The 24,417-nt window shown below is 68.4% G+C and carries 23 protein-coding genes; 6 read left to right on the forward strand and 17 right to left on the reverse strand.

Going from position 1 to position 24,417, the window contains the following annotated elements:
• Window positions 1–31: 31 nt before the first annotated feature.
• Complete coding sequence (locus KRX55_RS00855) at window positions 32–730, reverse strand: YdcF family protein (RefSeq protein ID WP_218405977.1); 699 nt, start codon at window positions 728–730, stop codon at window positions 32–34.
• A gap of 49 nt (window positions 731–779) precedes the next feature.
• On the opposite strand from KRX55_RS00855, the gene KRX55_RS00860 reads away from it, so the two are divergent.
• On the forward strand, window positions 780–2,846 hold the full coding sequence (locus tag KRX55_RS00860; RefSeq protein WP_218405978.1) for a TPM domain-containing protein: 2,067 nt from the start codon (window positions 780–782) through the stop codon (window positions 2,844–2,846).
• Window positions 2,847–2,861: 15 nt separating this feature from the next.
• Here the strand turns inward: KRX55_RS00860 and KRX55_RS00865 are convergent, their stop codons facing one another.
• The 3 genes from KRX55_RS00865 to KRX55_RS00875 form a co-directional block, all read right to left on the reverse strand.
• Window positions 2,862–3,347: a hypothetical protein gene (locus tag KRX55_RS00865; RefSeq protein WP_218405979.1), complete on the reverse strand. Its 486-nt coding sequence runs from the start codon at window positions 3,345–3,347 to the stop codon at window positions 2,862–2,864.
• A 14-nt stretch (window positions 3,348–3,361) separates the two neighbouring features.
• Window positions 3,362–3,901 carry a hypothetical protein gene (locus KRX55_RS00870; protein ID WP_218405980.1) on the reverse strand — a complete coding sequence of 180 codons (540 nt, stop codon included), beginning with the start codon at window positions 3,899–3,901 and terminating at the stop codon, window positions 3,362–3,364.
• A gap of 70 nt (window positions 3,902–3,971) precedes the next feature.
• Window positions 3,972–5,357: a glycine--tRNA ligase gene (locus tag KRX55_RS00875; RefSeq protein ID WP_200253150.1), complete on the reverse strand. Its 1,386-nt coding sequence runs from the start codon at window positions 5,355–5,357 to the stop codon at window positions 3,972–3,974.
• Between the two features lie 369 nt (window positions 5,358–5,726).
• On the opposite strand from KRX55_RS00875, the gene KRX55_RS00880 reads away from it, so the two are divergent.
• Window positions 5,727–6,170, forward strand: a complete 444-nt coding sequence (locus tag KRX55_RS00880) for a Fur family transcriptional regulator (RefSeq protein WP_200260920.1) — start codon at window positions 5,727–5,729, stop codon at window positions 6,168–6,170.
• 27 nt (window positions 6,171–6,197) lie between these two features.
• On the opposite strand, the gene KRX55_RS00885 is transcribed toward KRX55_RS00880, so the two are convergent.
• The 9 genes from KRX55_RS00885 to dnaJ form a co-directional block, all read right to left on the reverse strand.
• Window positions 6,198–7,313, reverse strand: a complete 1,116-nt coding sequence (locus tag KRX55_RS00885) for a VIT1/CCC1 transporter family protein (RefSeq protein ID WP_218405981.1) — start codon at window positions 7,311–7,313, stop codon at window positions 6,198–6,200.
• A complete protein-coding gene (locus KRX55_RS00890; protein ID WP_370625717.1) occupies window positions 7,314–8,045 on the reverse strand; it encodes an isoprenyl transferase in 732 nt (243 codons plus the stop codon).
• 63 nt (window positions 8,046–8,108) lie between these two features.
• Window positions 8,109–8,876 carry a DNA repair protein RecO gene (gene recO, locus KRX55_RS00895; RefSeq protein WP_218405983.1) on the reverse strand — a complete coding sequence of 256 codons (768 nt, stop codon included), beginning with the start codon at window positions 8,874–8,876 and terminating at the stop codon, window positions 8,109–8,111.
• A gap of 1 nt (window position 8,877) precedes the next feature.
• Window positions 8,878–9,798 carry a GTPase Era gene (gene era, locus KRX55_RS00900; protein ID WP_218405984.1) on the reverse strand — a complete coding sequence of 307 codons (921 nt, stop codon included), beginning with the start codon at window positions 9,796–9,798 and terminating at the stop codon, window positions 8,878–8,880.
• Between the two features lie 145 nt (window positions 9,799–9,943).
• A complete protein-coding gene (locus tag KRX55_RS00905; protein WP_218405985.1) occupies window positions 9,944–11,266 on the reverse strand; it encodes a hemolysin family protein in 1,323 nt (440 codons plus the stop codon).
• Window positions 11,267–11,268: 2 nt separating this feature from the next.
• Window positions 11,269–11,874: an rRNA maturation RNase YbeY gene (ybeY, locus tag KRX55_RS00910; RefSeq protein ID WP_218405986.1), complete on the reverse strand. Its 606-nt coding sequence runs from the start codon at window positions 11,872–11,874 to the stop codon at window positions 11,269–11,271.
• Complete coding sequence (locus KRX55_RS00915; RefSeq protein ID WP_218405987.1) at window positions 11,874–12,941, reverse strand: PhoH family protein; 1,068 nt, start codon at window positions 12,939–12,941, stop codon at window positions 11,874–11,876. Before KRX55_RS00915 ends, ybeY begins: the two co-directional genes overlap by 1 nt.
• An 8-nt stretch (window positions 12,942–12,949) precedes the next feature.
• Entirely contained in the window at window positions 12,950–13,729 is a 780-nt protein-coding gene (locus KRX55_RS00920; RefSeq protein ID WP_218405988.1) for a 16S rRNA (uracil(1498)-N(3))-methyltransferase, read from the reverse strand.
• Window positions 13,726–14,859 carry a molecular chaperone DnaJ gene (dnaJ, locus tag KRX55_RS00925; protein WP_218405989.1) on the reverse strand — a complete coding sequence of 378 codons (1,134 nt, stop codon included), beginning with the start codon at window positions 14,857–14,859 and terminating at the stop codon, window positions 13,726–13,728. Before dnaJ ends, KRX55_RS00920 begins: the two co-directional genes overlap by 4 nt.
• A gap of 291 nt (window positions 14,860–15,150) precedes the next feature.
• Here dnaJ and KRX55_RS00930 point away from each other — a divergent pair, with 291 nt between their 5' ends.
• A complete protein-coding gene (locus KRX55_RS00930; RefSeq protein ID WP_218405990.1) occupies window positions 15,151–15,354 on the forward strand; it encodes a hypothetical protein in 204 nt (67 codons plus the stop codon).
• Between the two features lie 153 nt (window positions 15,355–15,507).
• Here the strand turns inward: KRX55_RS00930 and hrcA are convergent, their stop codons facing one another.
• Complete coding sequence (gene hrcA / locus KRX55_RS00935) at window positions 15,508–16,536, reverse strand: heat-inducible transcriptional repressor HrcA (RefSeq protein ID WP_218405991.1); 1,029 nt, start codon at window positions 16,534–16,536, stop codon at window positions 15,508–15,510.
• 218 nt (window positions 16,537–16,754) lie between these two features.
• On the opposite strand from hrcA, the gene KRX55_RS00940 reads away from it, so the two are divergent.
• The 3 genes from KRX55_RS00940 to KRX55_RS00950 are packed head-to-tail and all read left to right on the forward strand — an operon-like array spanning window position 16,755 to window position 20,382.
• Entirely contained in the window at window positions 16,755–18,422 is a 1,668-nt protein-coding gene (locus KRX55_RS00940) for an efflux RND transporter periplasmic adaptor subunit (RefSeq protein WP_218405992.1), read from the forward strand.
• Window positions 18,419–19,111, forward strand: coding sequence for an ABC transporter ATP-binding protein (locus tag KRX55_RS00945; protein ID WP_255567445.1), 693 nt, complete (start codon window positions 18,419–18,421; stop codon window positions 19,109–19,111). Before KRX55_RS00940 ends, KRX55_RS00945 begins: the two co-directional genes overlap by 4 nt.
• Window positions 19,108–20,382, forward strand: coding sequence for an ABC transporter permease (locus tag KRX55_RS00950; protein WP_218405993.1), 1,275 nt, complete (start codon window positions 19,108–19,110; stop codon window positions 20,380–20,382). The genes KRX55_RS00945 and KRX55_RS00950 overlap by 4 nt, the downstream gene beginning before the upstream one ends.
• Window positions 20,383–20,406: 24 nt before the next feature.
• On the opposite strand, the gene hemW is transcribed toward KRX55_RS00950, so the two are convergent.
• From hemW to KRX55_RS00960, 3 genes are all read right to left on the reverse strand, one after another.
• Window positions 20,407–21,585, reverse strand: coding sequence for a radical SAM family heme chaperone HemW (hemW, locus tag KRX55_RS00955; protein ID WP_370625718.1), 1,179 nt, complete (start codon window positions 21,583–21,585; stop codon window positions 20,407–20,409).
• The gene (locus tag KRX55_RS11740; RefSeq protein WP_255567446.1) at window positions 21,582–22,283 is read right to left on the reverse strand and encodes a hypothetical protein; all 702 of its coding nucleotides are present in this window, start codon (window positions 22,281–22,283) and stop codon (window positions 21,582–21,584) included. The genes hemW and KRX55_RS11740 overlap by 4 nt, the downstream gene beginning before the upstream one ends.
• Window positions 22,284–22,486: 203 nt before the next feature.
• Window positions 22,487–24,316, reverse strand: coding sequence for an AMP-dependent synthetase/ligase (locus tag KRX55_RS00960; RefSeq protein WP_218405995.1), 1,830 nt, complete (start codon window positions 24,314–24,316; stop codon window positions 22,487–22,489).
• Between the last annotated feature and the right edge of the window lie 101 nt (window positions 24,317–24,417).

The raw sequence follows: 24,417 nt of genomic DNA on the forward strand, positions 1-24,417 counted from the left end.
GATGCGACGACGCGTTGTGTCTCGGAATGTCTCAGGCTCTGGCGCGGTGTCCGTCGCGGTCGAGGTGACGGTACCGGGTGCTTCTCGACGGTCTCAGTCGACCGGCGGCGGTGCGCAGTGCCCTTTCCAGCATATCGGCCACCCCGGCCGACACGGGTAGGCGACGCAGGTCAGCTACGGCGAGTCCCGCGGATTCGTGGAGCAGTGTCCACGCCCAGTGCTTTCCCGGGAACCGGGTCGGTGTCCCGGCCGCACCGACGGTGTCCACCCCGGGGAACCCGACCTCCCGGGCGATCAACCGGGCACGGGACCTGTGGTTCGGGTCGGTGACGATGATGACCCCACCCGGATCCGGACAGGCGGCCAACGCGGCGGCGAGGGAGCCCCTGGTGTCGTTGCCCTGTTCCACCGCGGTGATCGCCCCGGGGTCGACCCCAGCGCGGCGGAGATGGTCCTCTCCGACCTCGGCTTCCGTGAACCGGTCCCCCGGCAGGTTCCCGCCGACGGTGATGACGCGGAGGGACGGATTGACCCGCCAGAGATCGGCCGCCTGCTCCAACCGGGCCGCGAACTGGGCGCTGGGGCGACCGTCGTACTGGGCTGTTCCCGGGACGATGAGGGTCTGCGCCGACCGCGGATCGGGTGCCGGACGGACGGCCTGCAGGATCACCCGCGCCGGCCAGGTCATCACCACGGCGGCGGCGATCCAGATGGTGGTCACGTACTTCATGGTGTCAGTCTGCCATCCCTCCGCTACAACGTCGCGGTACTCTTGGGCCATGAGTTCCGCAGCACCGTCCCCCCGTCCGCGCCGCGCCGCCCGACCGTCGCACCCACCGCTGTTCCACCGGCTCCCCGTCCGTCTGGCGGGGGCGGGTGCCATCGGGGTGATGGCGCTCCTCGGTACCGGCGCGCCGGCCGCGTGGGCGGATCAGGAGGTCTCCGTCGTCGCGCAGCAGCCGGGGGTGCTGACCTCGACGGTGACCGACAACGCCGGGGTCCTGGATGCCGGGCAGATCGCCGACCTGGAGGCGAGGATCCGGGACTACCAGAAGTCCTCGGCGAAGAAGATCTACATCGTCTTCGAGCGCGACTTCGGCGGCACCGAGGGCTCCGAATGGGCCGAGAGGGAGTTCCGCGCGAATGACGGTGCCAATGTGCTCGTGTACGCGGTGGCGGTGGAGTCCCGGGATTACGGACTGAGCTACGGGAAGGAGTTCTCCTCCTCCGAGGTCGAGCGCATGCGCGACGCGGCGTACGACCACCTGGTGGACTCCGACTTCGCGGGCTCCGCCTTCGCGCTCGTCGACGCGGCCTCCGGTTCCGGCGGCGGGATGTCGGGCACGGGCTGGCTGTTCCTCCTCGGTGGCGGTGGCGCCGCCGCGGCGACGTTCGTCGGCGTGAAGCGCTCCGCGAAGAAGAACTCACGAAAGAAGCGCGCCGCCCTGGTCACCGGTGCCCGGGAACTGCCTCCCGAGCAGTCGGACCGGCTGGAGGACATGCCCCTCGACGTCCTCGAGGAGCTGGCGCAGGAGGAACTCGTGAGCACCGACGAGTCGATCCGGGGGGCCCGTGAGGAGCTCGATCTCGCGGTGGCTGAGTTCGGTGCGGAACGCACGCGTCCGTTCACCCGTGCGATGAACGATTCGACGGGGACGCTGCAGCGGGCCTTCACGATGAAGCGGCGCCTCGATGACGCGGTGCCCGAGGATGCCGGAACCCGCCGGGGGATGCTGATCGACATCATCACCAGCTGCAAGAAGGCCGATCAGACGCTCGCAGCCCGAGCCGACGAGTTCAGTTCCATGCGGAACCTGCTGATCAACGCGGACAGTCGACTGGACGAGCTCACGCAGAGGACCATCGGGCTCCGCACCCGCCTCCCGCAGGCCCGCGGATCCCTCACCCAACTGCACGACCGCTTCGACGCCGGGTGGGTGTCCACGCTGGACGACAACCCGGATCTGGCCGAGGCTCACCTGGAAGAGGCCGAGTCCACCATGGAGCGGGCCCGTGCCCTGGCCGCGAAACCGGCCGGGCAGCAGGGCGGCCTCGTGGACGACATCCGGCACATCGAGTCCGCTCTCCAGCAGGCGGAGAAGCTCCTCGACGGCGTGGAGCACGGGGAGTCGAACATCCGCGCCGCCCGCGCCAATCTCGGTCCCCTCGCCGAGGAGATCCGATCGGAGATCGCCGAGGCCCGGCAGATCATCTCCGCCGCCGAGCGGGACGATCTCCGCGTCGATCACTCGGCGCTCGCCGACATCACCGCACGAGCGGAGCGGGAGACCCCCGAGGCGATGTCCCGGGCCGACAGTGACCCGCTGGGGACCTGGGAGGCGCTGCTCGCCCTCGACGCCGAGCTCGACGACCACCTCGACTCCTTCCGCACCGAGGCCGCCGACGCCGGACGGCGGCGGGAGATGTTCAACAGGGCGATGGGGACCGCGAGCACAACCCTGCAGGCTGCGGAGGACCTCATCTCCACCCGCGGCAGGGTGATCGGGGGGACCGCACGGACCCACCTGGCCGCAGCCAAGCGGCTGCACGCCACGGCGCTCAACGAACGGGACGGGGATCTCCGTGCCGCGACCCGGGCCGCGGGGCAGTGCGTCTCGGCGTCGAATGCGGCGCTCGCCGCCGCGCAGCGGGACATACGTGACTACGAGCGCCGGATGAATCGTCGCAGCGGCGGCGGGAACGGTGCGTTCATCGCGGGCATGGTGCTCAACTCGATCCTCAGCAACGGTGGCCGCGGCGGCGGCTTCGGAGGGGGTTTCGGCGGCGGCGGTTTCGGCGGCGGCGGAGGCGGAAACCTCGGCGGATCCTTCGGCGGCAAGTTCTGACCCCGACCCCGCGGGTCAGATCCTGATATTGCGTTCGGCGGCGTCCACGAGGACGCACGCCCAGGACAGTACGACAGCGTGAGCCTTGGGCAGGTCGGTGTGCCGGGGACCGTCGAACACCTGCAGACCTCCCCGGAGGTCCGGATGCGTCGAGGCGACGATCCCCGTGGGACCGATGATGTCGCGGTCGGTGCGGAGCAGCGAACGACGGCGCAGGGTGTACCGGGTCCCCGCGCAGTAACCGGTCAGCCTGCGGACGGTGAGGCCCTGCTGGGCCACGGTGTAGACATCGCCACCGGACAGCGTCGCCCGACAACGGAAACGGAGTCCGGGGGCGGAACGTTCCACGAGGATCCGGTCTTCCGCGGTGTGAATCACGCCGGCGGACATCATCGCGATGACATCCCCGTGACCGTCCCTCAGGTACCCGTCCGCCCAGACCCAGTGGTCGGGTGACTCGTCGGCGAACAGTCCCGCCTTGTCCTCGTCCCCGGCAGGCATCGTTCCTCCGGTGCTCAATTCAGGAAGAACCAGATGATCAGCGGAGTCAGGATCAGCAGGCTGACCGTGAGCACCACGGTGGAGCTGATCATCTTCGCCTCGAGCGCCATCCGGGACACCCACGCGTTGAACACCGCACGGTCGAGCGGTAGATCCGCGTCGGGCTCCATCTCCACGATGACCTTCCGGACCCCGTGGTTCGCCCCGGAGAACTGGCCCAGTTTCGTGCCGTCGGCGGCCTCGATGACCCAGTCGGTGCGTGCCTCGTTGACGAACACGGCCTCCGCCTCACCGGCGAAGTCGACCGCGATCTTCTTCGCGCGGGCCAGTCGGGGTCTGTCGGGCGTCGCGGTGAACACCCGGCCGTCGGCGAGGGTCGCGCGCAGCGGTCCGGCTTTGGGGGCCGACAACCGCCATTCCTCGCCCTCGACCGTGGCACGGTGATCCTCCACGGGCTCGGTGCCGAACACGGCGACGTCCCGGTCCCCCAGCGCGAGGGACAGCGTCGTGTGCCCGTCGGTCGTTTCCCGTGGTCCCCAGGTCAGGTTCTCCATGGCGGTGTGTCAGCCTTTCTTCCGGTGAACGGGCCCCGGATCCGGGGCCCGGTTTCCCCTGAGGGAGGTTTCAGCAGCCGATCAGTCGTGCGGCGAGGTAGCTCTCCAGCTCGTCGATGGCGACCCGCTCCTGCTCCATCGTGTCACGCTCACGCACGGTGACCGCATTGTCCTCGAGGGTGTCGAAGTCGACCGTGACGCAGAACGGGGTGCCGATCTCGTCCTGGCGGCGGTAGCGACGGCCGATGGCGCCGGAGGTGTCGTACTCGATGTTCCAGTGCTGGCGGAGGGTCTCGGCGACCTTCTCCGCGGTCGGGGTGAGCGTGTCCTTCTTGGACAGCGGCAGTACGGCGACCTTGACCGGCGCGAGGCGGCGGTCGAGCTTCAGCACGACGCGCTTGTCCACCCCGCCCTTCGAGTTCGGGGCCTCATCCTCGTGGTAGGCGTCCACGAGGAACGCCATCATGGAGCGGCCGAGACCGGCCGCGGGCTCGATGACGTAGGGGATCCAGCGCTCGCCGGACTCCTGGTCGAAGAAGGAGAGATCCTCGCCGGAGCCCTTCGCGTGGGTGGACAGGTCGAAGTCGGTGCGGTTGGCCACACCCTCGAGCTCTCCCCACTTGCCGTTGGCGAAGTGGAACGCGTACTCCACGTCGACGGTGCGCTTGGAGTAGTGCGACAGCTTCTCCTGCGGGTGCTCGTAGAGGCGCAGGTTCTCCGGGTCGATACCGAGGTCGACGTACCAGTTGAACCGGTGGTCGATCCAGTACTGGTGCCATTCCTCGTCCTCGCCGGGCTTGACGAAGAACTCCATCTCCATCTGCTCGAACTCGCGGGTCCGGAAGATGAAGTTGCCCGGGGTGATCTCGTTGCGGAAGGACTTGCCGATCTGCGCGATACCGAACGGCGGCTTCATACGGGCCGAGGTCATGACGTTCTTGAAGTTGACGAAGATGCCCTGTGCGGTCTCCGGGCGCAGGTAGTGCAGCCCCTCCTCGTCATCCACGGGGCCGAGGAACGTCTTGAGCATGCCGGAGAACTCGCGGGGCTCGGTCCAGTTGCCGGGCTGCCCCGTCTCGGGGTCGTTGATGTCGGCGAGACCGTTTGCCGGCGGGTGACCGTGCTTCTCCTCGTAGGCCTCCAGCAGGTGGTCGGCGCGGTAGCGCTTGTGGGTGTGGAGTGACTCCACGAGCGGGTCGGTGAACACCTCGAGGTGGCCGGAGGAGACCCAGACCTGACGGGGCAGGATGACCGAGGAATCCAGGCCGACGACGTCGGGACGCGAGGTCACCATGGACCGCCACCACTGCTTCTTGATGTTCTCCTTGAGCTCGACACCGAGCGGACCGTAGTCCCACGCGGAGCGGGTACCGCCGTAGATCTCGCCGCAGGGGTAGACCAGTCCGCGTCGTTTACAGAGGTTCACGACGGTTTCGATGGTGGTTTTCTGTGCCACGATTCTTCAGTACTCCTAAAGGGAAGATGTACGGTTCGTTGATGCTCGGTGACGGCGGCGCCGGGGTTTATCCCGCCCCGGTACGCTCCGTGGATACCGGAGCACACCGGACGAGGGGTCTCCCCCGCCGCACCGGTCCGGGACCAGTCTAACCCGCGGGATCCCGGCCTCAGGTTCGGCCCGGGGTTTTCCCGCGGTCCACTCCCGCGGTCCACCCCGTGGGACGGCGGCGGGCACCGGGTAGCGGATGACGTGGACGCGCTATCATGTGGGAAACAGGCCGTCCCGCCGTCGTACGGTCCGGCAGGGACCCCAAGCCCCCTGGATCAGGGGCGGCTGACCATGCACCCCGCAGGAAGGACTCCGCACATGTCCGGTAATCAGGACTCGACAATTCCGAAGCTGGGTGTCCGAAGCACCCGCCAGCGAGCAGCCGTGGTCGAGGTGCTCCGCGATCTGGACACATTCGCTTCCGCGAAGACGATCCACCGCGAACTCGGTGAACGCAACCACAAGGTCGGCCTGACGACGGTGTACCGGACGCTGCAGTCGCTCGCGGACATCCACGCGGTCGATGTCCTGCACATGGCGACCGGTGAGTCCCTCTACCGGCACTGCGACACCGAGGCGCACCACCACCACCTGGTCTGCACCGAGTGCGGTCACACGATCGAGATCGAGGGCGGACCGGTGGAGAAGTGGGCGCTGGAGGAGTCCCGCCGCAACGACTTCCAGCTCACCGGCCACACCGCCGAGGTGTTCGGCGTGTGCGCCGACTGCCGTGCCGGACGGAGCACCGGCACGGACAACTGACGGGGCCGGGAAACGGCGTCGGTCAGCTCAGACCACGACGCCGATCACGTTGCCGAGGCCGAAGGTGACCGCCGCGGCACCGAGACCGACCCCGAGCTGGACCAGAGCCTTCCGGATGGGCGGCACCCCGGACAGCAGGCCGACGATGGAACCGGTGCACAGCAGGGCGATCCCGACGAGAACGCAGGAGAGCACCGTGGCCGTCAGGGTGGACAGCCCGAAGAAGAACGGCACGCACGGGATCAGGGCGCCGGAGGCGAAGAACAGGAAACTGTGCACCGCGGCGGACGTCCCGGACCCCACGACCTCCGGATCGGTGGGGGCGGCACCGACCGGGACCGTGGAGATCGCCTCCCGTTCCACGGGGCGGTTCGCCCGGATACCGGCGAAGACCGCCGCGGCCTTCGCCCTCGCCTCGTCGCCACTCATGCCGCGCGCACGGTAGACCAGCTCGAGTTCATTGGCGTTCACGTCCAGCTGCGGCAGCTGCGCGGAGGCCATCGGATCGGCGGTCGAGGCCTCGAGGAGGTCCCGCTGCGAGGACACCGAGATGTACTCTCCGGCCGCCATGGACAGTGCCCCGGCGAGCAGGCCCGTCAACCCGGTCATCACGATCACGCCGTTGCTCGTCACGGCCCCCACGACGCCGAGGACGAGCGCGAGATTGCTGACCAGGCCGTCGTTCATCCCGAACACGGCGGCCCGGAAGTTGCCGGAGATCTGTTCCCTTCCCCTCTCCGCGAGCCCGCGCACGACCTCGGCGTGGATGCACTCGTCGGCGGTCATCTGGTCGGTGGCGTCCTCGTCATCCAGGTACGGGGTGCGCTGCTCCGCGGACTGCATGAGGGCGAGGGTGAACACACTGCCGAAGCGACGCGCGAGGAAACCCATAAGCAGGGTGGAGTAGTCCGGGCGCCGCGGCATTCCCACGTGATTGCCCAGCAGGGTGCGCCAGTGTTCCTCGTGCCGGGCCTCCGCGTCCGCGAGAGAGAGGAGGATGTCTCGCTCCTCGCCCGTCTTGTGCAGGGCGAGCTCGCGGTAGACGGCGGCCTCCGCCCGTTCATTGGCGAGATAGCGCTGCCACCGCCTGATCTGTGCGCGGGTCGGTTCCCCGACCACCGGTTCCCCGGTGTGCTCCGTCATCTACCTGACACCTCCGAACCGCCGGTCCCGGTGGGCGTACTCGACCACCGCGTCGTAGAGATCCTGCGGGGTGAAATCGGGGAAGAGCTTGTCCTGGTAGACCATCTCGGCGTAGGCGGACTGCCAGAGCAGGAAGTTCGACGTCCGCTTCTCCCCCGACGGGCGCAGGAAGAGATCGACGTCCGGCATGTCCGGCTCGTCGAGGAACTTCGGGAACGTCGCCTCGGTGATCTGGTCGGGGCGGAGTCGACCGGCCGCGGCTTCCGCGGCGATCTTCCGGGCGGCGTCGATGATCTCGGCGCGGCCGCCGTAGTTCACGCACATCGCCAGCGTCATGGTCGTGTTGTCCTTCGTCAGCTCCTCGGCGGCCTCCAGCTCGCGGATCACCGAACGCCACAGCCGCGGACGCCTTCCGACCCACCGGACACGCACCCCCTTGGCGTGCAGACCATCCCGCTGCCGACGCAGGACATCGCGGTTGAACCCCATGAGGAAACGGACCTCCTCGGTGGAACGCCGCCAGTTCTCCGTCGAGAACGCGTACGCGGACAGATACGGGACGCCGAGAGCTATGCAGGCGTCCACGACATCGAGGAGCACGGCCTCTCCCCTGCGGTGGCCCTCGGTACGCTTCATCCCCCGTTCCGTGGCCCAGCGGCCGTTCCCGTCCATCACCAGTGCGATGTGCCTGGGGAGGAACTCGGCGGGGATGTCGGGAGGAGTGGTGTTCACAGTCACCGCTCCATTGTGCCACCCGTGCCCGTCCCGGGGAACCACCCCCGCCACTCCCCCGGGTCAGCCCTGATCGAGCAGATCCAGGGAGCGGACCCGGTGTTCCAGGTGCCACTGGAGATGCGCGCGCACGAGCTGGTGTGCCTGACCGGCGAAATCGGTGAACATCCCGTCCCCGGCGTTCTCGGAGGCCGCCCGCGCATCCTCCACCGCCGCCCACGATTCGTGGGCGAGCCACCACATGAGACGGAGCACCGCTTCATCGGGGGTCGCGGCCCCCGGGGGCCGGCATGTCCCGCACACCGCTCCCCCGGCCGCGGGGTGGAAGGCGTGGTGCGGTCCGGGCCGTCCGCACTGCGCGCAGTCGAACAGGCTCGGCGCCCAACCCGCGTGGCCCATCGCCCGGAGCAGAAAGGAATCGAGTTCGGTCGTGGGATCGACGACCGTGCGCAGCCGGGCCAGTGCCGCGGCGCTGGCGTCGAAGAGCCACGGGTCATCACCGAACTCTGCGACGGCGAGGCGTTCCGCGGACTCGAGGACAGCGCACGCGCAGGTGTAGCGGGTGTAGTCCTCGATGATCCCGGAGCCGTGGTAGGCGACGGTGTCCGCCCCGGTGATGCTGTGCAGGTTCCGCCCCGGGTACAGCTGCACGTCGAGCTCGACGAAGGGCTGGAGGCGGGACCCGAACCGGGACCTGGTGCGCCGCACGCCCTTCGCGACGCTGCGCACCAGGCCGTGTCCGCGGGTCAGGAGGACGACGACACGGTCGGCCTCCCCGAAGTCGTGGGTCCGCACCACGAGCGCCCGGTCGCGGAAGCTCGGTGCGCGCATCCTAGAAACCGAGGCGACCGAGCGCCTTCGGGTCGGACTGCCAGTTCTTCAGCACCTTGATCCGCAGATCGAGGTAGATGTTCTGGCCGATCAGCTCGATGATCTCCTTGCGGGAGTTGTGGATGATCCGTCCCAGGCGACGGCCGTCCTTGCCGATGATGATGTCCTTCTGACCGGGACGTTCCACGTAGAGGACCGCGTGGATGTCGAGGACGTCGGGGCGCTCCTCGTTGGGCAGGACCTCGTCGATCTCGACGGCGACCGAGTGCGGCAGCTCGTCCTTCAGGCCGGCGAGCGCGGCCTCCCGGATCAGTTCCGACATGCGTGTGTTGCGGTCGTCGTCGGTGACGTGATCGTCCGGGTAGAACTTCGGCCCCTCCGGGAGCACACCGGTCAGGACATCGACCAGGACATCGAGCTGTTCACCGGACTGGGCGGAGACCGGTACGATCTCGCAGTCTCCTCCGAGCATCTCGTGCAGGGCCATCAGCTGTACGGCGACGGAATCCCGGGAGACCTTGTCCACCTTGGTGACGATCCCGACGATCGTGGTCTTCGGGGCGACCTTCTTCACCGCGTCCAGGATCCACCGGTCACCGGGGCCGATCTTCTCGTCCGCGGGCACGGTGATGCCGATGACGTCGACGTCCGAGTAGGTCTCCTTGACCATCTCGTTCAACCGCTCACCCAGCAGCGTCCGCGGGCGGTGCAGGCCCGGGGTGTCCACGACGATGATCTGGGCGTCGGGACGGTGCACGATGCCACGGATCGGGTGGCGCGTGGTCTCCGGCTGGTTGGCGGTGATGGCGATCTTCTCGCCGACCAGTGCGTTCGTCAGGGTCGACTTGCCCGTGTTGGGCCGCCCCACGAAGCTGACGAAACCGGAGCGGAACCCCTCGGGGGTGTCGGTGAATGAAGTCAACGTTGTTCTAGTCCTCCACGGAGCCGGAGGGCCCCGGATTGTCGGTGGGTGATGCTGACGGGCCCGGCCGCCCCGTGCTTGGCGCGGTCGGTCCCTGATGATCTCCCATCGTACCCCGTGGGTGCGCCGTGACCGCGGAGTACGCTCAGCGCACGTCGGCGCTGCCGCTCTCCGGATCGAGGACCGTGACGATGACGGACTTGACCCGCATCCGTCCCCGACGGTCCCGGCCGCCCTCGGCGGTGAGCTCCAGGCCGCAGGTGCGCACCGAGGCACCGGGCAGCGGCACCCGGCCGAGTTCGTAGGCGATGAGTCCGCTGACGGTCTCCACCTGGTCGGTGATGTCCTCACCGAACTCCAGCTCGATGTCGAGGTCCTCATCCACGAGATCGGTGAGATCCTCGAGGGTGAGCCGCGAGACGACGCGGTAGCGTCCCGGCGCGAGCCTCTCGATCGGGGCGACCTCCCCGGAGTCGTACTCGTCGGCGATCTCACCGACGATCTCCTCGAGGATGTCCTCGATGGAGATCAGCCCCGCGATACCTCCGTACTCGTCGACGAGCAACGCGATGTGGATCCGGTTGAGCTGCATCTCCCGGAGCAGATCGTCGAGGTTCTTGGAATCCGGGACGAACGTCACCGGGCGCATGACGTCCTCGACGCTCACGCTCCGGCCGTTGTCGCTCGACGAGTACGTCCTCTGGACCAGATCCTTGAGGTAGACGACACCGACGATGTCGTCTACGTTCTCCCCGACCACCGGGATCCGGGAGAGCCCGGAGCGCACGCAGAGGGCGGTCGCCTGACCGGCCGTCTTGTCCGATTCGATCCAGATCATCTCCGGCCGGGGCACCATGACGCTGCGGGCCGTCGTCGACGCGAGATCGAACACCGACTGGATCATGCGGCGCTCGCCGATCTCGACGATGCCGTGCTCCTGGGCGATGTCGACCATCTCCCGGAGCTCCACCTCGGTGTTGAACGGACCGTCCCGGAATCCCGCCCCGGGGGCGAGGATGTTGCCGAACCAGATCAGTACCTTGGTCACCGGACCGAGCAGGTGCGCCAGCACGGAGAGCACGAGAGCCGACTTGAGGGACACCGTGTACGGGTTCTGGCGGCCGATGGTGCGGGAGTAGACCCCGACCACGACGTAGGTGACGAGGGTGAGGACCGCGATCGCCGTCGCCAGCGCCCAGCCCCGGGATGAGATCAGCTGGAACGCGAGCGCACCGGTGCACACCGCCGCGGTGGACTCCAGGAGGGTCCGGAGAAGCACGAGGAGGTTTATGTGGTCGGCTCGGCGATCCACGACCTGGAGCAGCTTCACCGCCCCGGGGCGTTCATCCTTGACGAGTTCCTCGACACGCGCTCGGGAGATCGACGACACCGCCGATTCAACTGATCCGAGCGCGCCGGAGGTGACCAGGGCGGTGACCGCCCCGAGCGCCAGCATGACTGGGTTCACGGTCAGTTCTTCTCCGTCGTGTCCGGCTCGGCGATCACGGGGATCGTGCCGTCCACATTCAGATGGTCGAGTGTCTCCCGGTCCGATGCGGTCGGGAACGCGCCAGGTCCCGAGGGCTTGGGCTGGTACCGGACGCCCCGCGACTCCAGGTCGTCGTACCAGTCGGCCAGGATCTCGTTCTGCAGCGCGAACATCTCCCTCTCCTGGTCGGCCTCGACGTGATCGTAGCCGAGCAGGTGCAGGACCCCGTGGACGGTGAGCAGGGAGAGCTCGTGGTCGAGACTGTGTCCCGCGCGGGCGGCCTGCCCCTCGGCGAACTCGGGACACAGCACGATGTCCCCGAGCATCGCGGGGCCCGGCTCCGCGGCGTCGGGACGCCCGGAACCGGGGGTGAGTTCGTCCATCGGGAAGCTCATCACATCGGTCGGACCCGGCAGGTCCAGCCAGCGTTCGTGTAGTTCGGCGATGACTTCGGGGTCGACGATGTGCAGGGAACACTCCGCCTGCGGGTGCACGTCCATGCGGGACAGCGCGTAGCCGCAGACGTCGATGAGCATCTCCTCGTTCACGTCACCGTAGGCGGCCTCATTGAAAACCTCGGTGCCCATCAGAGCGACCGTCCCTTCGTCTCCCGGTTCTCCCAGTCGTCGTAGGCGTCGACGATCCGGGCGACCAGCTGGTGCCTCACGACGTCCTCACTCGTCAGTTCGGAGAAGTGCACGCCCTCGACGCCGCGGAGGATGTGGCGCACGAGCCGCAGCCCCGACCGCTGGCCGCCGGGCAGGTCGACCTGGGTGATGTCTCCGGTGACGACCATCTTCGACCCGAATCCGAGTCGGGTGAGGAACATCTTCATCTGCGCCGGGGTGGTGTTCTGCGCCTCATCGAGGATGACGAAGGCGTCGTTGAGTGTGCGTCCGCGCATGTAGGCCAGCGGCGCGACCTCTATGACACCGGCCTCCATGAGTTTCGGGATCACCTCCGGTTCCACCATGTCGCGCAGGGCGTCGTGCAACGGACGCAGGTAGGGGTCGATCTTCTCGTTGAGGGTGCCCGGCAGGAACCCGAGCTTCTCCCCCGCCTCGACCGCGGGCCGGGTGAGGATGATGCGGCTGACCTGTTTGGTCTGCAGTGCCTGGACCGCCTTGGCCATCGCCAGGTAGGTCTTGCCGGAACCGGCGGGGCCGAGCCCGAAGACGATGGTGTTCTCGTCGATCGCGTCGACGTACTCCTTCTGCCCCAGCGACTTCGCCCGGATCACCCTGCCACGGCGGGCGATGATGTCGCTGGCGAGTACGTTCGCGACCGACTGGGGCGCCTCACTGGTGATGAGGTTGACGGCGTGCTTCACGGCCGTGGGGCTGATGTGCCCGCCCCGGCGGGCGGTGGCCTGCAGTTCGTCGAGCACCCGGCGGGCGCGGGACACCTCGTGTGCCGCCCCGGTCAGGGTGACCGTGTTCCCGCGGACGAAGATGTCGCAGTCGACGTACTTCTCCAGCGTCTTCAGGTTTCCGTCGGTGGTACCGAGCACACTCTGCACGAGCGCCGGGTCGATGTCGAAGGTCTCGGAGACACTCTGGTCGGTGTTGTAGATGGCCACGTGCGGGGCTTCGCCTACTTTCGGGAAGATGTTCGGTGGGATCTGGGAGTCCGGTGGCGTGACCGGTGGACTCATGGTGGACCTTACCAGCGGGGGCTGGACACCCCGATCGCGGAGAGCGCGGACAGTGCCGCGGTCGCGGTGCGCAGAACCTCGGGCCCAAGCCGGACGGACCGGGCGCCCGCGGCGGTGAAGCGCGCCACCTCCGCCGGGGAGATGCCGCCCTCGGGGCCGATGACGAGAACCACCTCACCGGCGTCCGCCCAGTTGACGGTGGTGAAGGCGACTGCCGATTCCTCGTGCAGCAGGACGGCTTCGCCACCACCCGCGACGGTGTCCCGGATGAGCTTCTCGACGTCACCGCCGTCTGCGAGAGCCGGGATCCGCGGGACATCGGTGCGCCGGGACTGCTTCGCCGCGGCGACCGCGGCGGCCCGCCACTTGCCGAGTGCCCTGTCGCGTTTCGGCCCGGTCCAGCGGGCTATGCAGCGCTCGGCCTGCCACGGGATGATGGCGTCCGCACCACCCTGGCACGCGAGATCGACGGCCAGCTCGGCGCGGTCGGATTTCGGGATCGCCTGGACGACGGTGACCCGGGGATCACGCACCGTGGCCGCGAGTGCCCGATCGACGGTGAGGACCATGGTGTCCCTGCCCGCGGTCTCCCGCACGGTGCACCGAACGGCGTTGCCGCGACCGTCGGCCATGATCAGCTCATCGCCGCTCCCGAGACGCCGCACGCTGACGGCGTGCCGGGCCTCGGGGCCGGTGACGGTGACGGTCTGCCCCGGGCCGGGCAACGGCGCCGGTTCCGTACCGGCGAGCACCGCGTCGAGGTCGGCGAGGAACACGGGGAGGGTCATCGCCGGAACCGGTTGCGGAGCCGACTGAACAGGGTCTCCTGCCCGTCACCTTCGCGGTTGACCTCGGCCGAATCGTCCCGGTGGTCGCGGAGCTTCTCGAGGAGGGCCCGGGACCGGTCATCGAGCTCACGGGGCACGAAGACATCGAGGTGCGCGACGAGATCACCGGCGCCCTCGGCGCGCAGCCGCGGCATGCCGGAGCCGGCGAGCCGGATCCGGTCACCGGGCTGGGAACCGGCGGGCAGTGTGATGGTCAGCGACTCACCGGTGAGGGTTTCCGTGCGGATCTCCGTACCGAGGGCGGCGTCGACCATGGGCACCCGGACGGTGAGATGGAGATCGTCGCCGTCCCGGCTGAACACGGGGTGCCGCTGCACGGAGATCTCGACGTAGAGGTCGCCGGCGGGACCACCACCGGGACCGACCTCGCCCTGTCCGGCCATCCGGATGCGCATACCGTCGTCGATACCGGCGGGCACGGTGACCACGAGGTCCCGGCGCGCCCGGCGGCGGCCCTCCCCGTGGCACCGGTTGCAGGGGTCCTGGATGACGTCGCCGGTGCCCTGGCAGTTCGGGCACGGGCGGGAGGTCATCACGTTTCCGAGGAAGCTGCGCTGCATCTCCTGCAGTTCACCGGTGCCGGAGCAGGTCTGGCACGGCACGGGCTTGGCTCCCGATTCAGAGCCGGATCCGGAGCACTCCTCACAGAGGACGGCGGTGTCGACGGTGATGTCCTTGCGGACACCGACGAAAGCGTCCTCGAGTGTGATCGAGGTACGCAGAAGAGCGTCGGCGCCGGGCTGGACGCGGGAGCGGGGGCCGCGACCGGTCCCGCCACCGCCGAAGAAGGCGTCGAAGATGTCGCCGAAGCCGCCGCCACCGAAGCCGCCTCCGTATCCGCCGCCACCGCCCTGCTCGGCGGGGTCGCCGCCGAGGTCGACGATGCGCCGCTTCTCCGGGTCCGTCAGGATCTCGTAGGCGAGGGACACTTCCCGGAACTTCTCCGCGGCCTCCTCACCCGGATTGACGTCCGGGTGGTATTTGCGGGCGAGTTTGCGGTAGGCCTTCTTGATCTCCGAGTCCGATGCGGAACGGTCGACGCCCAGAATGCCGTAGTAGTCACGAGCCACGTTGTCTGATACTTCCTTCTGTCACCGACCACATCCGGGTCGGAATGAGGGTCTTGGGTGCGTGTTCGGGAACGGGGTTCATCCCCGCATTCCATCCATAGTAGTGAGCGTCCGGCACTCCGCCCAAGCGGGTGCGGGATTCACGGTGTCCGTACCGTTCCCCGCCGCCGGAGCGGCGGAAACCGTCCCCGACCCGGCTCCGGGGGCGCCGCTACAATCGTGTCCACGATGTGAATGCGGACACAGTCCGGGCTCACGTCGTCCCGACCCCACAACACGGAGGTAACTGACATGCACGACGCCCGACACTTCTACGTCTCGCTCGCACTGATGGTCCTGGCACTGCTGTTCGCGCTGTCCGGGCTCACCGCGTGGACCGCCCTGCTCCTGGTGCTGCTCATCTGCTGGTCGGTGTGGGTGCAGTTCGCGACGGACAACATCCGGGCCCGGAAGGGAAGGAAGGCGACGCCGACCGGGAAGCCGCGGGTGCGCTGAATCTCCGGGCTCCGCCCCCGACCCGGATCCACCGCATGTCGGGTGCCGTGTCCGCTCCCCCGCGGGCGAAGTGCGGGATGGGGGATGGTTTGAGGGACGTCGAGTCCGGTGACGGTGATGGTGGCGAGGGGCCACCGTGGCGCGTTTGCGCGGCTAGTTGCCGCCGAGCACCCGGGAGACGTAGCGGGCGACGGCCTGCACCTTGGCGATGGTGCCGGGGTAGTCCATGTACGTCGGGCCGACGACCCCCATGCCACCGAAGGTCGCTCCGGTCGCGCCGTAGCCCGTGCTCACGATCGACGCACCACGGAGCTGGTCGTCCTGGTTCTCTTCACCGATGCTCACGTGCACCGCCCCCTGCGCCGTCACGCCGGACAGCAGGCGGAGCACGACGACCTGTTCCTCCAGGGCGTCGAGGACCGTGGGGAGTCCGGCGGGGAAATCGCCGGTCACGCGGGAGAGGTTGGACGCACCCGCGAGAACCATCCGCTCACTGGGGGCCTCGACGAGGGTCTCGATGAGTGTGGTGGAGGCACGGATCACGGCTGTCCGGATGTCGGACGGTGCGTTCACCGCGAGGTCCGCCATCGAGACCGACGCATCATTCAGTGTCTTGCCCACCAACGCCTGGTTGAGAACATCCCGGAGTCGGACGACCTGGTCGGCGGCGAGCTCGATGTCGGTGTCGACGTTGCGCTGGTCGACGCGACCCGTGTCGGTGATCAGGACCAGCAGGATCCGGGACGGGGTGAGCTGCACGACCTCGCAGTGCCGGACGCGGGAGACATTCAGCGTCGGCAGCTGCGCGACGGCGGCCTGGCGGGTGAGCTGACTGAGCAGCTGCACGCCGCGGCGCAGGACATCCTCCAGGTCGACCCCGTCCTCGAGGAAACTCCGGATCGCACGCCGCTCGACCGGGGAGAGCGGCTTGACCTCGTGGAGGGAATCGACGAAGAGCCGGTAGCCCTTCTCGGTGGGGATCCGTCCGGAGCTGGCGTGCTGCTGGACGATGTAGCCCTCTGATTCGAGGACGGCCATGTCGTTGCGGATGGTGGCGGAGCTGACCCCGAGCCGGTGGCGGTCGACCAGCGCCTTGGAGCCGACGGGTTCGTGGGAGGCGATGTAGTCGGCGACGATGGCGCGCAGGACCTCGGCGCGCCGCTGGTCGGTGGATCCCGCCATGTCCGCTCCTCTCCCCGGTGGTGTTCCCGTCCCTGTGTCCGGCCCCTCCACCAACGATCCGATCCGTGTGGTCTTCTCCCCAGTATAGGGCCCGGTGGAGGTCCACAGGTTTCCCCCAGGGTCCTCCCGGGTCCGTCCCGGGATTATCCCCTAGCGTGACTTCGCAGCCGACCTGTGCGGGTCGCAGTATCCGAAAGACCGAAAGGCCCTGGATCCCGATGTCACTACCGACCGTCCTCCGCTTCACCCGACCACGCCGCCTGTTCACCGGCGCGGCCGCCGCGCTGTGTCTGGCCGCCACCGGATGCTCCGGGGGTGGCGACGGCACCGTGCTGGCGGCACACGAGTACCGGACAGCGAAGGTTGAGGAGGTGAGCCGGGCGGTGCAGACCAGCGCCACGGTGGCGGCTGCGAGGACCGAGGCCGTCACCACCGCACTCACCGGCCCGCTGACCTACCTGTCGGTGGTCACCGGAGACCGGGTCGAGGAGGGCCAGCTGCTGGCGACGGTCGACGTTTCCTCCGTGCAGCGGGAGCTGGCGAACCAGAAGTCACAGCAGGCCACGGCGCTGACGTCGGAGCTCAATTCCGTCGAACAGGCGGAGCAGCGGCACCGACAGTACAAGGAGAGCCTGGACCAGTCACTGAACCCCGAGGTGAACGCCGCGCAGGCGGCCCTCCGGACGGCGACAGCCGCGCACGAGGATGCGGTCCGCGCGTTCGAGGCGAAGAAGGCCGATGCCGCCGACGGCCGGGATCCCCGACTGGTGGAACAGCAGCGCGCCCTGGAGGAGTCCCGCAATCAGGTGCTCAACGGCGAGATCAATCTCGCACGTTCCGGGGTCGCCTCCGCGGCTGCGCTCCTTCAGACGGAGCCTTCCGTCGAAGGGGTCCAGCAGTCTGTGACCACCCACATCGGCACCGTGGAGGCGGCCGCCGCACTGCAGAACTCGGTGAAGGAACTGAGCAACCGCCAGGAGGCCTACACGACCGCGCTCCAGGCGGTGGACCGTGATCTGGCGGAGGCCCAGCGGCAGGTCGCGGCGACCTTCGAGTCGAAGAAGGAGGCCGCGGTGTCGGTGGAGTCGGCGAAGCTGGCGGCCCGGCAGCAACTGGATTCCCTGGCCAGTGGTGTGGAGCAGGCCCGGCGCGCCGCGCAGGTCGCACGGGAGTCGGCCGGCCAGGGCACCGACCATCTGACGCGGGACCTCAACGCGAGTGAGATCCGGGCACCGTTCTCCGGTGTGGTGGTGAGCGTCGGGTCGGAGGTCGGTCGCCCCGTCGCCGGGTCGGTGCTCACGCTCGCGGATGATTCCGGGATGATCCTGCACACCGAGGTCCCGGAGATCGACGTCGCCGATCTCAGGCCCGGCGCCGAGGTCACGTTCACCACGGCCGCCACCGGCGGGAAGACGTTCCGCGGGAAGGTGTCGCGGGTGTCGCCCGTGGCCGGTGCGCCCGGCGGTGGGCTCTCCGCGCAGCAGCCGGGCGCGGCGGGTGCCGCGGGCACGCCCCAGTCCTCCGGTGCACAGCGTCCGACCTTCCCGGTGGAGATCACGATCGACGGGGACACGAAGGATCTCCGGATCGGCGGCAGCGCCCGCGCCCGGATCGTGCTGGCCGCGGACAAGGGCGGCCTGGCGGTGCCGCGGGAGGCCGTGTTCGAGCGTGCCGACGGCACGAGGGCGGTTCTCGTCGTCGCCGGTGCCGAGGGGCCCGGGGCTAGGGGCACCGTGGAGGAGCGCCGCGTCGAGACCGGTACCGAGGGGGATGTCACCGTAGCGGTCACCGGTGGCGAGCTGAAGAAGGGCGAGACGGTGATCAGCCAGGGATCGACCCGCCGTGACCTGCTGGGAACCACTGTCACGCTCGGGGACGAGGCATGAGCCCGCTGGTGGAGATGCGGGACATCGTCAAGACCTACAACATCGGTACCGAGGGGGAACTGACGGTTCTGCCGGGATGTGACTTCACCGTCGACCACGGCGAGTTCGTCTCCGTGGTGGGGGCATCGGGTTCGGGCAAGTCGACGCTGATGAACATCATCGGACTGCTCGACCGGCCCACGTCGGGCAGCTACAGTCTCGCCGGCGTCGACACGCGGAGCCTGGACAGCGATGCCCTGTCGGCGCACCGCAGCAGGGCGATCGGGTTCGTGTTCCAGAACTTCAACCTCATCGGCCGGATCAGCGCGCGGCGCAACGTCGAGATGCCGATGATGTACGCCGGTGTGCCCCGGGCGGAGCGCACGGAGCGCGCCGCCGAACTCCTGGAGATGGTCGGCATGGGGCAGCGCATGGACCACCGCCCGAATGAACTGTCGGGCGGCCAGAAGCAGCGCGTCGCGATCGCCCGCGCCCTGGCCAACGACCCGGAGTTCATCCTCGCCGACGAGCCGACCGGTGCCCTGGACTCGCACACGGGGCGCCTGGTCATGGACATGTTCCACGATCTCAACCGGAACCGGGGCAAGACCATCGTGTTCATCACCCACAATCCCGAGCTCGCCGCGGAGACCACCCGCGTGGTCACCATGCGCGACGGCCGTATCTCCGAGGGGGACCTGCTCCAGTGAACTTCAACGAAGCACTCCGCCTCGCGGTCGGCAGCATCGCCGGCAACAAGCTGCGGGCGCTGCTCACCCTCCTCGGCGTGATCATCGGCATCACCTCGGTCATCATCGTCCTGACCCTCGGTTCCTCACTGAAGACGCAACTGGTGAAGAGCCTCGCGGATTCCGGGGCGAACGATTACTCGCTGCAGGTGGAGTCGCGTACCGCCGACGAGAGTGATCCGCTGCTCTCCCCCACCCCGGTCCCAGCCGCGTCGAAACTCACACCCGAGCTCCTCGACCGGCTGCGGACGAGGTTCCCCGGCCGGCTCGCCGGGATCCCGGTCGGTGAGGGCTCCGAGCACTCCGGGACCGTCAGTCCCACCGGGCACCCCGAGACGTCGAAGCGTGCCCGGATCAACGGGGTTAACCCCGACTTCATCGCGATGAAGACCACCGGGGTCACCGCGGGCCGCTCCATCACGGACGACGACGTCACCGGCGCCCGACCCGTCGCGGTGGTCTCCCCGGAGCTCGTCACGGCACTGTTCGCCGGGGACACCGCCGGCGCACCCGGACAATCCGTCGACGTCGAGACCACGACCGGGCGGATCATCTCGCTGACGGTCGTGGGTGTCACGGGCAGAGGGTCCGGTGGCGGGTTGTTCGGCGACGGCGGAAGTGATTCACCGGTGATCTACGTCCCGTGGTCGGTGGAGGATCGGCTGGGCGGCGACTCCGGTGCATGGACCAGGGTGTCGGTGCGCCCCGTTCCGGGGACCGACGAGGAGTCGTTCCGGCGGGAGCTGTCGGAGTTCGCGGCCGCCGAGTACACGACGGACCCGGACTTCACGGCGAAGGTCACCGACATGAAGAAGGACATCGACTCCTTCCGTCAGGTCATCGATTCCCTGAGCATCGGATTGTCGGTGATCGCCGGAATCTCCCTGCTCGTCGGCGGCATCGGCGTCATGAACATCATGCTCGTCACCGTCACGGAACGGACCCGGGAGATCGGCATCCGCAAGGCTCTCGGCGCGAGGAACCGCGACATCCGGCTGCAGTTCCTCGTGGAGGCCATGATCATCTGCCTGATCGGCGGGGTGATCGGGGTGCTGCTCGGCACGGCGCTCGGCGTGACGGGCGCGAAGCTGATGGGCACGCTGGTGTTCCCTCCTCTCGCGGGCGTGCTGTTCTCGCTGGGGTTCTCCGTCGCGATCGGCGGTTTCTTCGGGTTCTACCCCGCCGCCCGCGCCGCCCGGCTCAACCCCATCGAGGCACTGCGTCACGAGTGATCGCGGAGCGGTTTCCGGTCCGGTTCAGTCCTCGGCGACGAGGATGTCCGCGATGATGCCGTCGGCGAGCAGTCTTCCGGAGTCGGTGAGCGCGAGATTGCGCCCACCGCGCCCACGGTCGATCCAGCACAGCAGACCGGAGTCCACGTATCCGGCGATGACCCGCTCGGAGCCGGGGCGCAGATCGGCCTCGGTGACACCGTCGCGGAGGCGGAGACCGAGCATCAGCTTCTCGGTGTGCCGGTCAGCGTCGGACAGCTGCTCCGAGTCCTTGACCGGAAGCTCGCCTCGCTCGCACGCCGCGGCGTAGGTCCGCGGATGTTTGACGTTGAAGAAGCGGACCCCACCCAGGTGGGAGTGGGCGCCGGGGCCGGCGCCCCACCAGTCGCCGTCGCGCCAGTAGCCGATGTTGTGGCGGCATTCCCCACCGGGACGGGCCCAGTTGGAGACCTCGTACCAGTCGAATCCGGCACCACGCAGGGCGTCGTCGATGAGCTGGTAGCGGTCGGCGAGCACATCCTCGTCGGGTGCGGGCAGCAGGCCCCTGTTCACCTTGCGGGCCATCGCGGTGCCGTCCTCGACGATCAGCGAGTAGGCGGAGACGTGGTCGACCTCGGCGGACAGGATCGCGTCGAGGGTGGCGCGCACATCGTCATCGGTTTCGGTGGGGGTTCCGTAGATCATGTCTAGGTTGACGTGCTCGAATCCGGCCGCCCGGGCCTCACGCGCCGCGGCGATGGGGCGCCCGGGGGTGTGCCGGCGTTCGAGGACGGCGAGCACGTTGCCCGCCGCGGACTGCATGCCCAGCGAGACGCGGGTGAATCCCGCGGTACGCAACCGGTCGAAGAACTCCGGTGAGGTGGACTCCGGGTTGGATTCGGTGGTGATCTCCGCGCCGGGTGTCAGGCCGATGTGGTCCCGGACGCCGTCCAGGAGCCGGGCCAGGCCGTCGGCCCCCAGCATGGACGGGGTGCCGCCGCCGACGAAGACGGTCTCCGCGGGTCGGAGGATACCGTCGCGGTCCATCCGCCGCGCGGCGAGCCGGAGTTCGATGTCGAGGGCGGCCAGGTAGCTCTCCGGGTCGGCGCCGGTGCCTAGTTCGCCGGGGGTGTAGGTGTTGAAGTCGCAGTACCCGCACCGGCTGGCGCAGAAGGGCACGTGGACGTACACCCCGAAGGGCACCGCCGGGTCAGCTCCGCTCACGAGGCGAAGCCACCGCCGTGAGCCCCCCGGTTGCGCGCGAGCTTGCGGGCGACCTTGGCGACCACGGCGTCGACGCGGGCTCGCTCCAGCAGGAACGTCGGGGGGTTGCTGCCGCGCATGGTCCGGCAGTAGGCGGGATGCTGACGGGCGACGGTGGTGAGCCAGCCGTCGGCGGCGGCGACGACGAGGGTCCGGGTGTGGGCGAACATCAGGGGCAGGCTGACCGCGTCGAGGTCGTCGGCGGCGACGGCGGTCTGGTCGAGCACCCATTCCACGATGTCCTCGAGCTGCGCGGTCACGTCCCGCGTGCGGGAACACAGTGATTCGCTGAGTTCCCGGACGATGACGGGTGTTCCGGACAGCGGATGGATGGTGGTCAGGGTGGTGGCGTCGAGGAGTTCGGGGCGTTCGACCCCGGGGGTCCGGGCGACGGCACCGCGGACGCTGACGGATCCGGAACGGATTCCGGAGGTCAGTGCCTGACGGAGTCCGATGAGCTCGGCGACGGTCCGTCTGGAGTCCGTGCGGGCCTCGTCGATGATGAGCTCGAATTCCGCGTGGCAGTCGACGACGAGTTCCTCGTCGTAGTCCGCGATCGCCTGCGCGAGATGCTCGATGTACTCCGCGACCTCGTCGCCGATGTTGTAGACCTCCTGGGTCAGCTCACGGTGGCGCAGCAGGGCGTCAGAGTGTGGCAAGGCTGCTCCTCGGTGGGTCTGCCCGGAAAATCGGGTGGTTCGGTCAGGATCTGCGGGCCCCACCTGTGGCGGGTGCTCCGGTTACAGAACTCTAAGCGCATTCCTCGGATTCTTGTGGGTGCCCCGCCGACGACACGCCCGCCACACCGATGTTACTGGTGTGACGGGTGTGATTACGGGGGGTTTATCCCGGGAGGCCGGCGCTAGCGCTTGTACAGCTGCCGGATCTCCTCGTTGAATCGCTGCGCCACGACGTTGCGCTTGATCTTCATCGTCGGTGTCAGCTCGTTCTCCTCCTCGGACAGATCCCGGTCCAGGATGTAGAACTTCTTGATCGCCTCGGCATGGCTCACGGTCGAGTTGCAGTCGTTGATGGCGTCCTGGATCTCGGCCCGGAGCACCGGATCGGTCACCATGTCGGCCACCGACTTCGACTCGGGGAAGTTCCGCGTCAGCTTCCAGCGGCGGAACGCCTCCTCGTCGAGCGCGATCAGCACACCGACGAACGGCTTGCCGTCACCGACGACCAGGGCCTGACTGATCAGCGGATGACTGCGCAGGCGGTCCTCCATCGGGCCGGGCGAGACGTTCTTGCCGCTCGCGGTGACGATGAGATCCTTCTTGCGGCCCGTGATCACGAGGTGCCCGGAATCCAGGAGCTCGCCCAGGTCACCGGTGTTGAACCAACCGTCGTCGACGGACTCCTCGGTGGCCTCCTCGTTGTCCCAGTAGCCGTCGAAGACCATCTCACCCTTGACGAGGATCTCCCCCTCCTCATTCACCCGGACCGCCATGCCCCCGATCGGACGGCCGACCGAGCCGATGACGTTGTCCTCGAAGTTCACCGCCACGGCGGCGGTGGTCTCGGTCAGGCCGTACCCCTCGTAGACAGTGACCCCGATGCCACGGAAGAAGTGCGCCAGATCCGGGGTCATGGCCGAGCCACCGGAGATGCAGTACTTCACACTCGCCCCCATGGCCTCACGGATCTTCGAGTAGACGAGCTTGTCGAAGGCCCTGTGCTTCAGGCGCAGCGCCCGCGAGGGTCCCTCCTCCGTGTCCAGGGCCTTGGAGTAGTCCTGTGCGACCTTCTCCGCCTTGAGGAACATCGCCCCCTGGACGGGCCCGTTGTCCTGGGCGTTCGCCGCGGCACCGTTGCGCACCTTCTCGAACACTCGCGGAACGCCGAGAATCAGGTTCGGCCGCGCCCGCTGGAACTCGACCGACAGCGTCGAGAAATCGGACCAGTGCGACTGGGTGGCGCCCGAGATCGTGATCGCGAGGCTCACAGCACGGGAGAACACGTGCGCGAGCGGGAGGAATGTCAGCACCCGGGTCCCGGGCACCGCGATCGCACCCACCGGATGTGTCATCAGGGCGCGGGCCTCCGACAGCCAGTTTCGGTGTGTCAGCCGGCAACCCTTGGGCCGCCCCGTCGTGCCCGAGGTGTACACGAGCGACGCGAGATCCGCCGACTTCGTGGCGGCGATGCGCTCCTCGACCGCGGAATCGTCGATCGGACGTCCCTCGAACTTCAGGGTGTTGATCGCCGAGGCGTTGATCTCCAGGATCCGCTTCAGCCGGGAGGTCGATCCCTTCAGGGACGGCGAACCGTCCGGCCCGAGCTCCAGGTGCCGCATCAGCTCGGTGTGCTCGCGGGTCTCGGTCACGGCGAAAACCGCCCCGGAGTCCTCGATGATCCACTGGACCTGGCTCAGCGACGACGAGCCGTAGATCGGGACGCTGACCGCTCCGGCCGCCCAGATGGCGAAATCCAGCAGCGCCCACTCGTAGCGGGTGTCACTGAGCAGCGCGATGCGGTCCCCCTGCTCCACACCGTTCGCGATGAATCCCTTGGCGACCTCGTAGACCTCGTCCAGGAACTCCCTGGCGGTGACACTGACCCACTCGAAGTTCTGCGGCCGGGTGAACATCACCCCGTACGGACGCACCTTCACCAGGTCGATCAACGCCGTGAGACACGTCTCACCGGGCCCGATCTCGTACTTCGCGGGGGTTGAGTATTCCTGCACTGATGATCCTTCCGCAGCGGTGCGCCCGGATCACGGCCGAGAACCGTGGACGGGAATCCGCCGTCGATTTGATTGTCTCTCCCGACGAATTTACCCGTTCC

Source organism: Corynebacterium sp. TAE3-ERU16, from assembly GCF_019209935.1.
Lineage (GTDB): Bacteria > Actinomycetota > Actinomycetes > Mycobacteriales > Mycobacteriaceae > Corynebacterium > Corynebacterium antarcticum.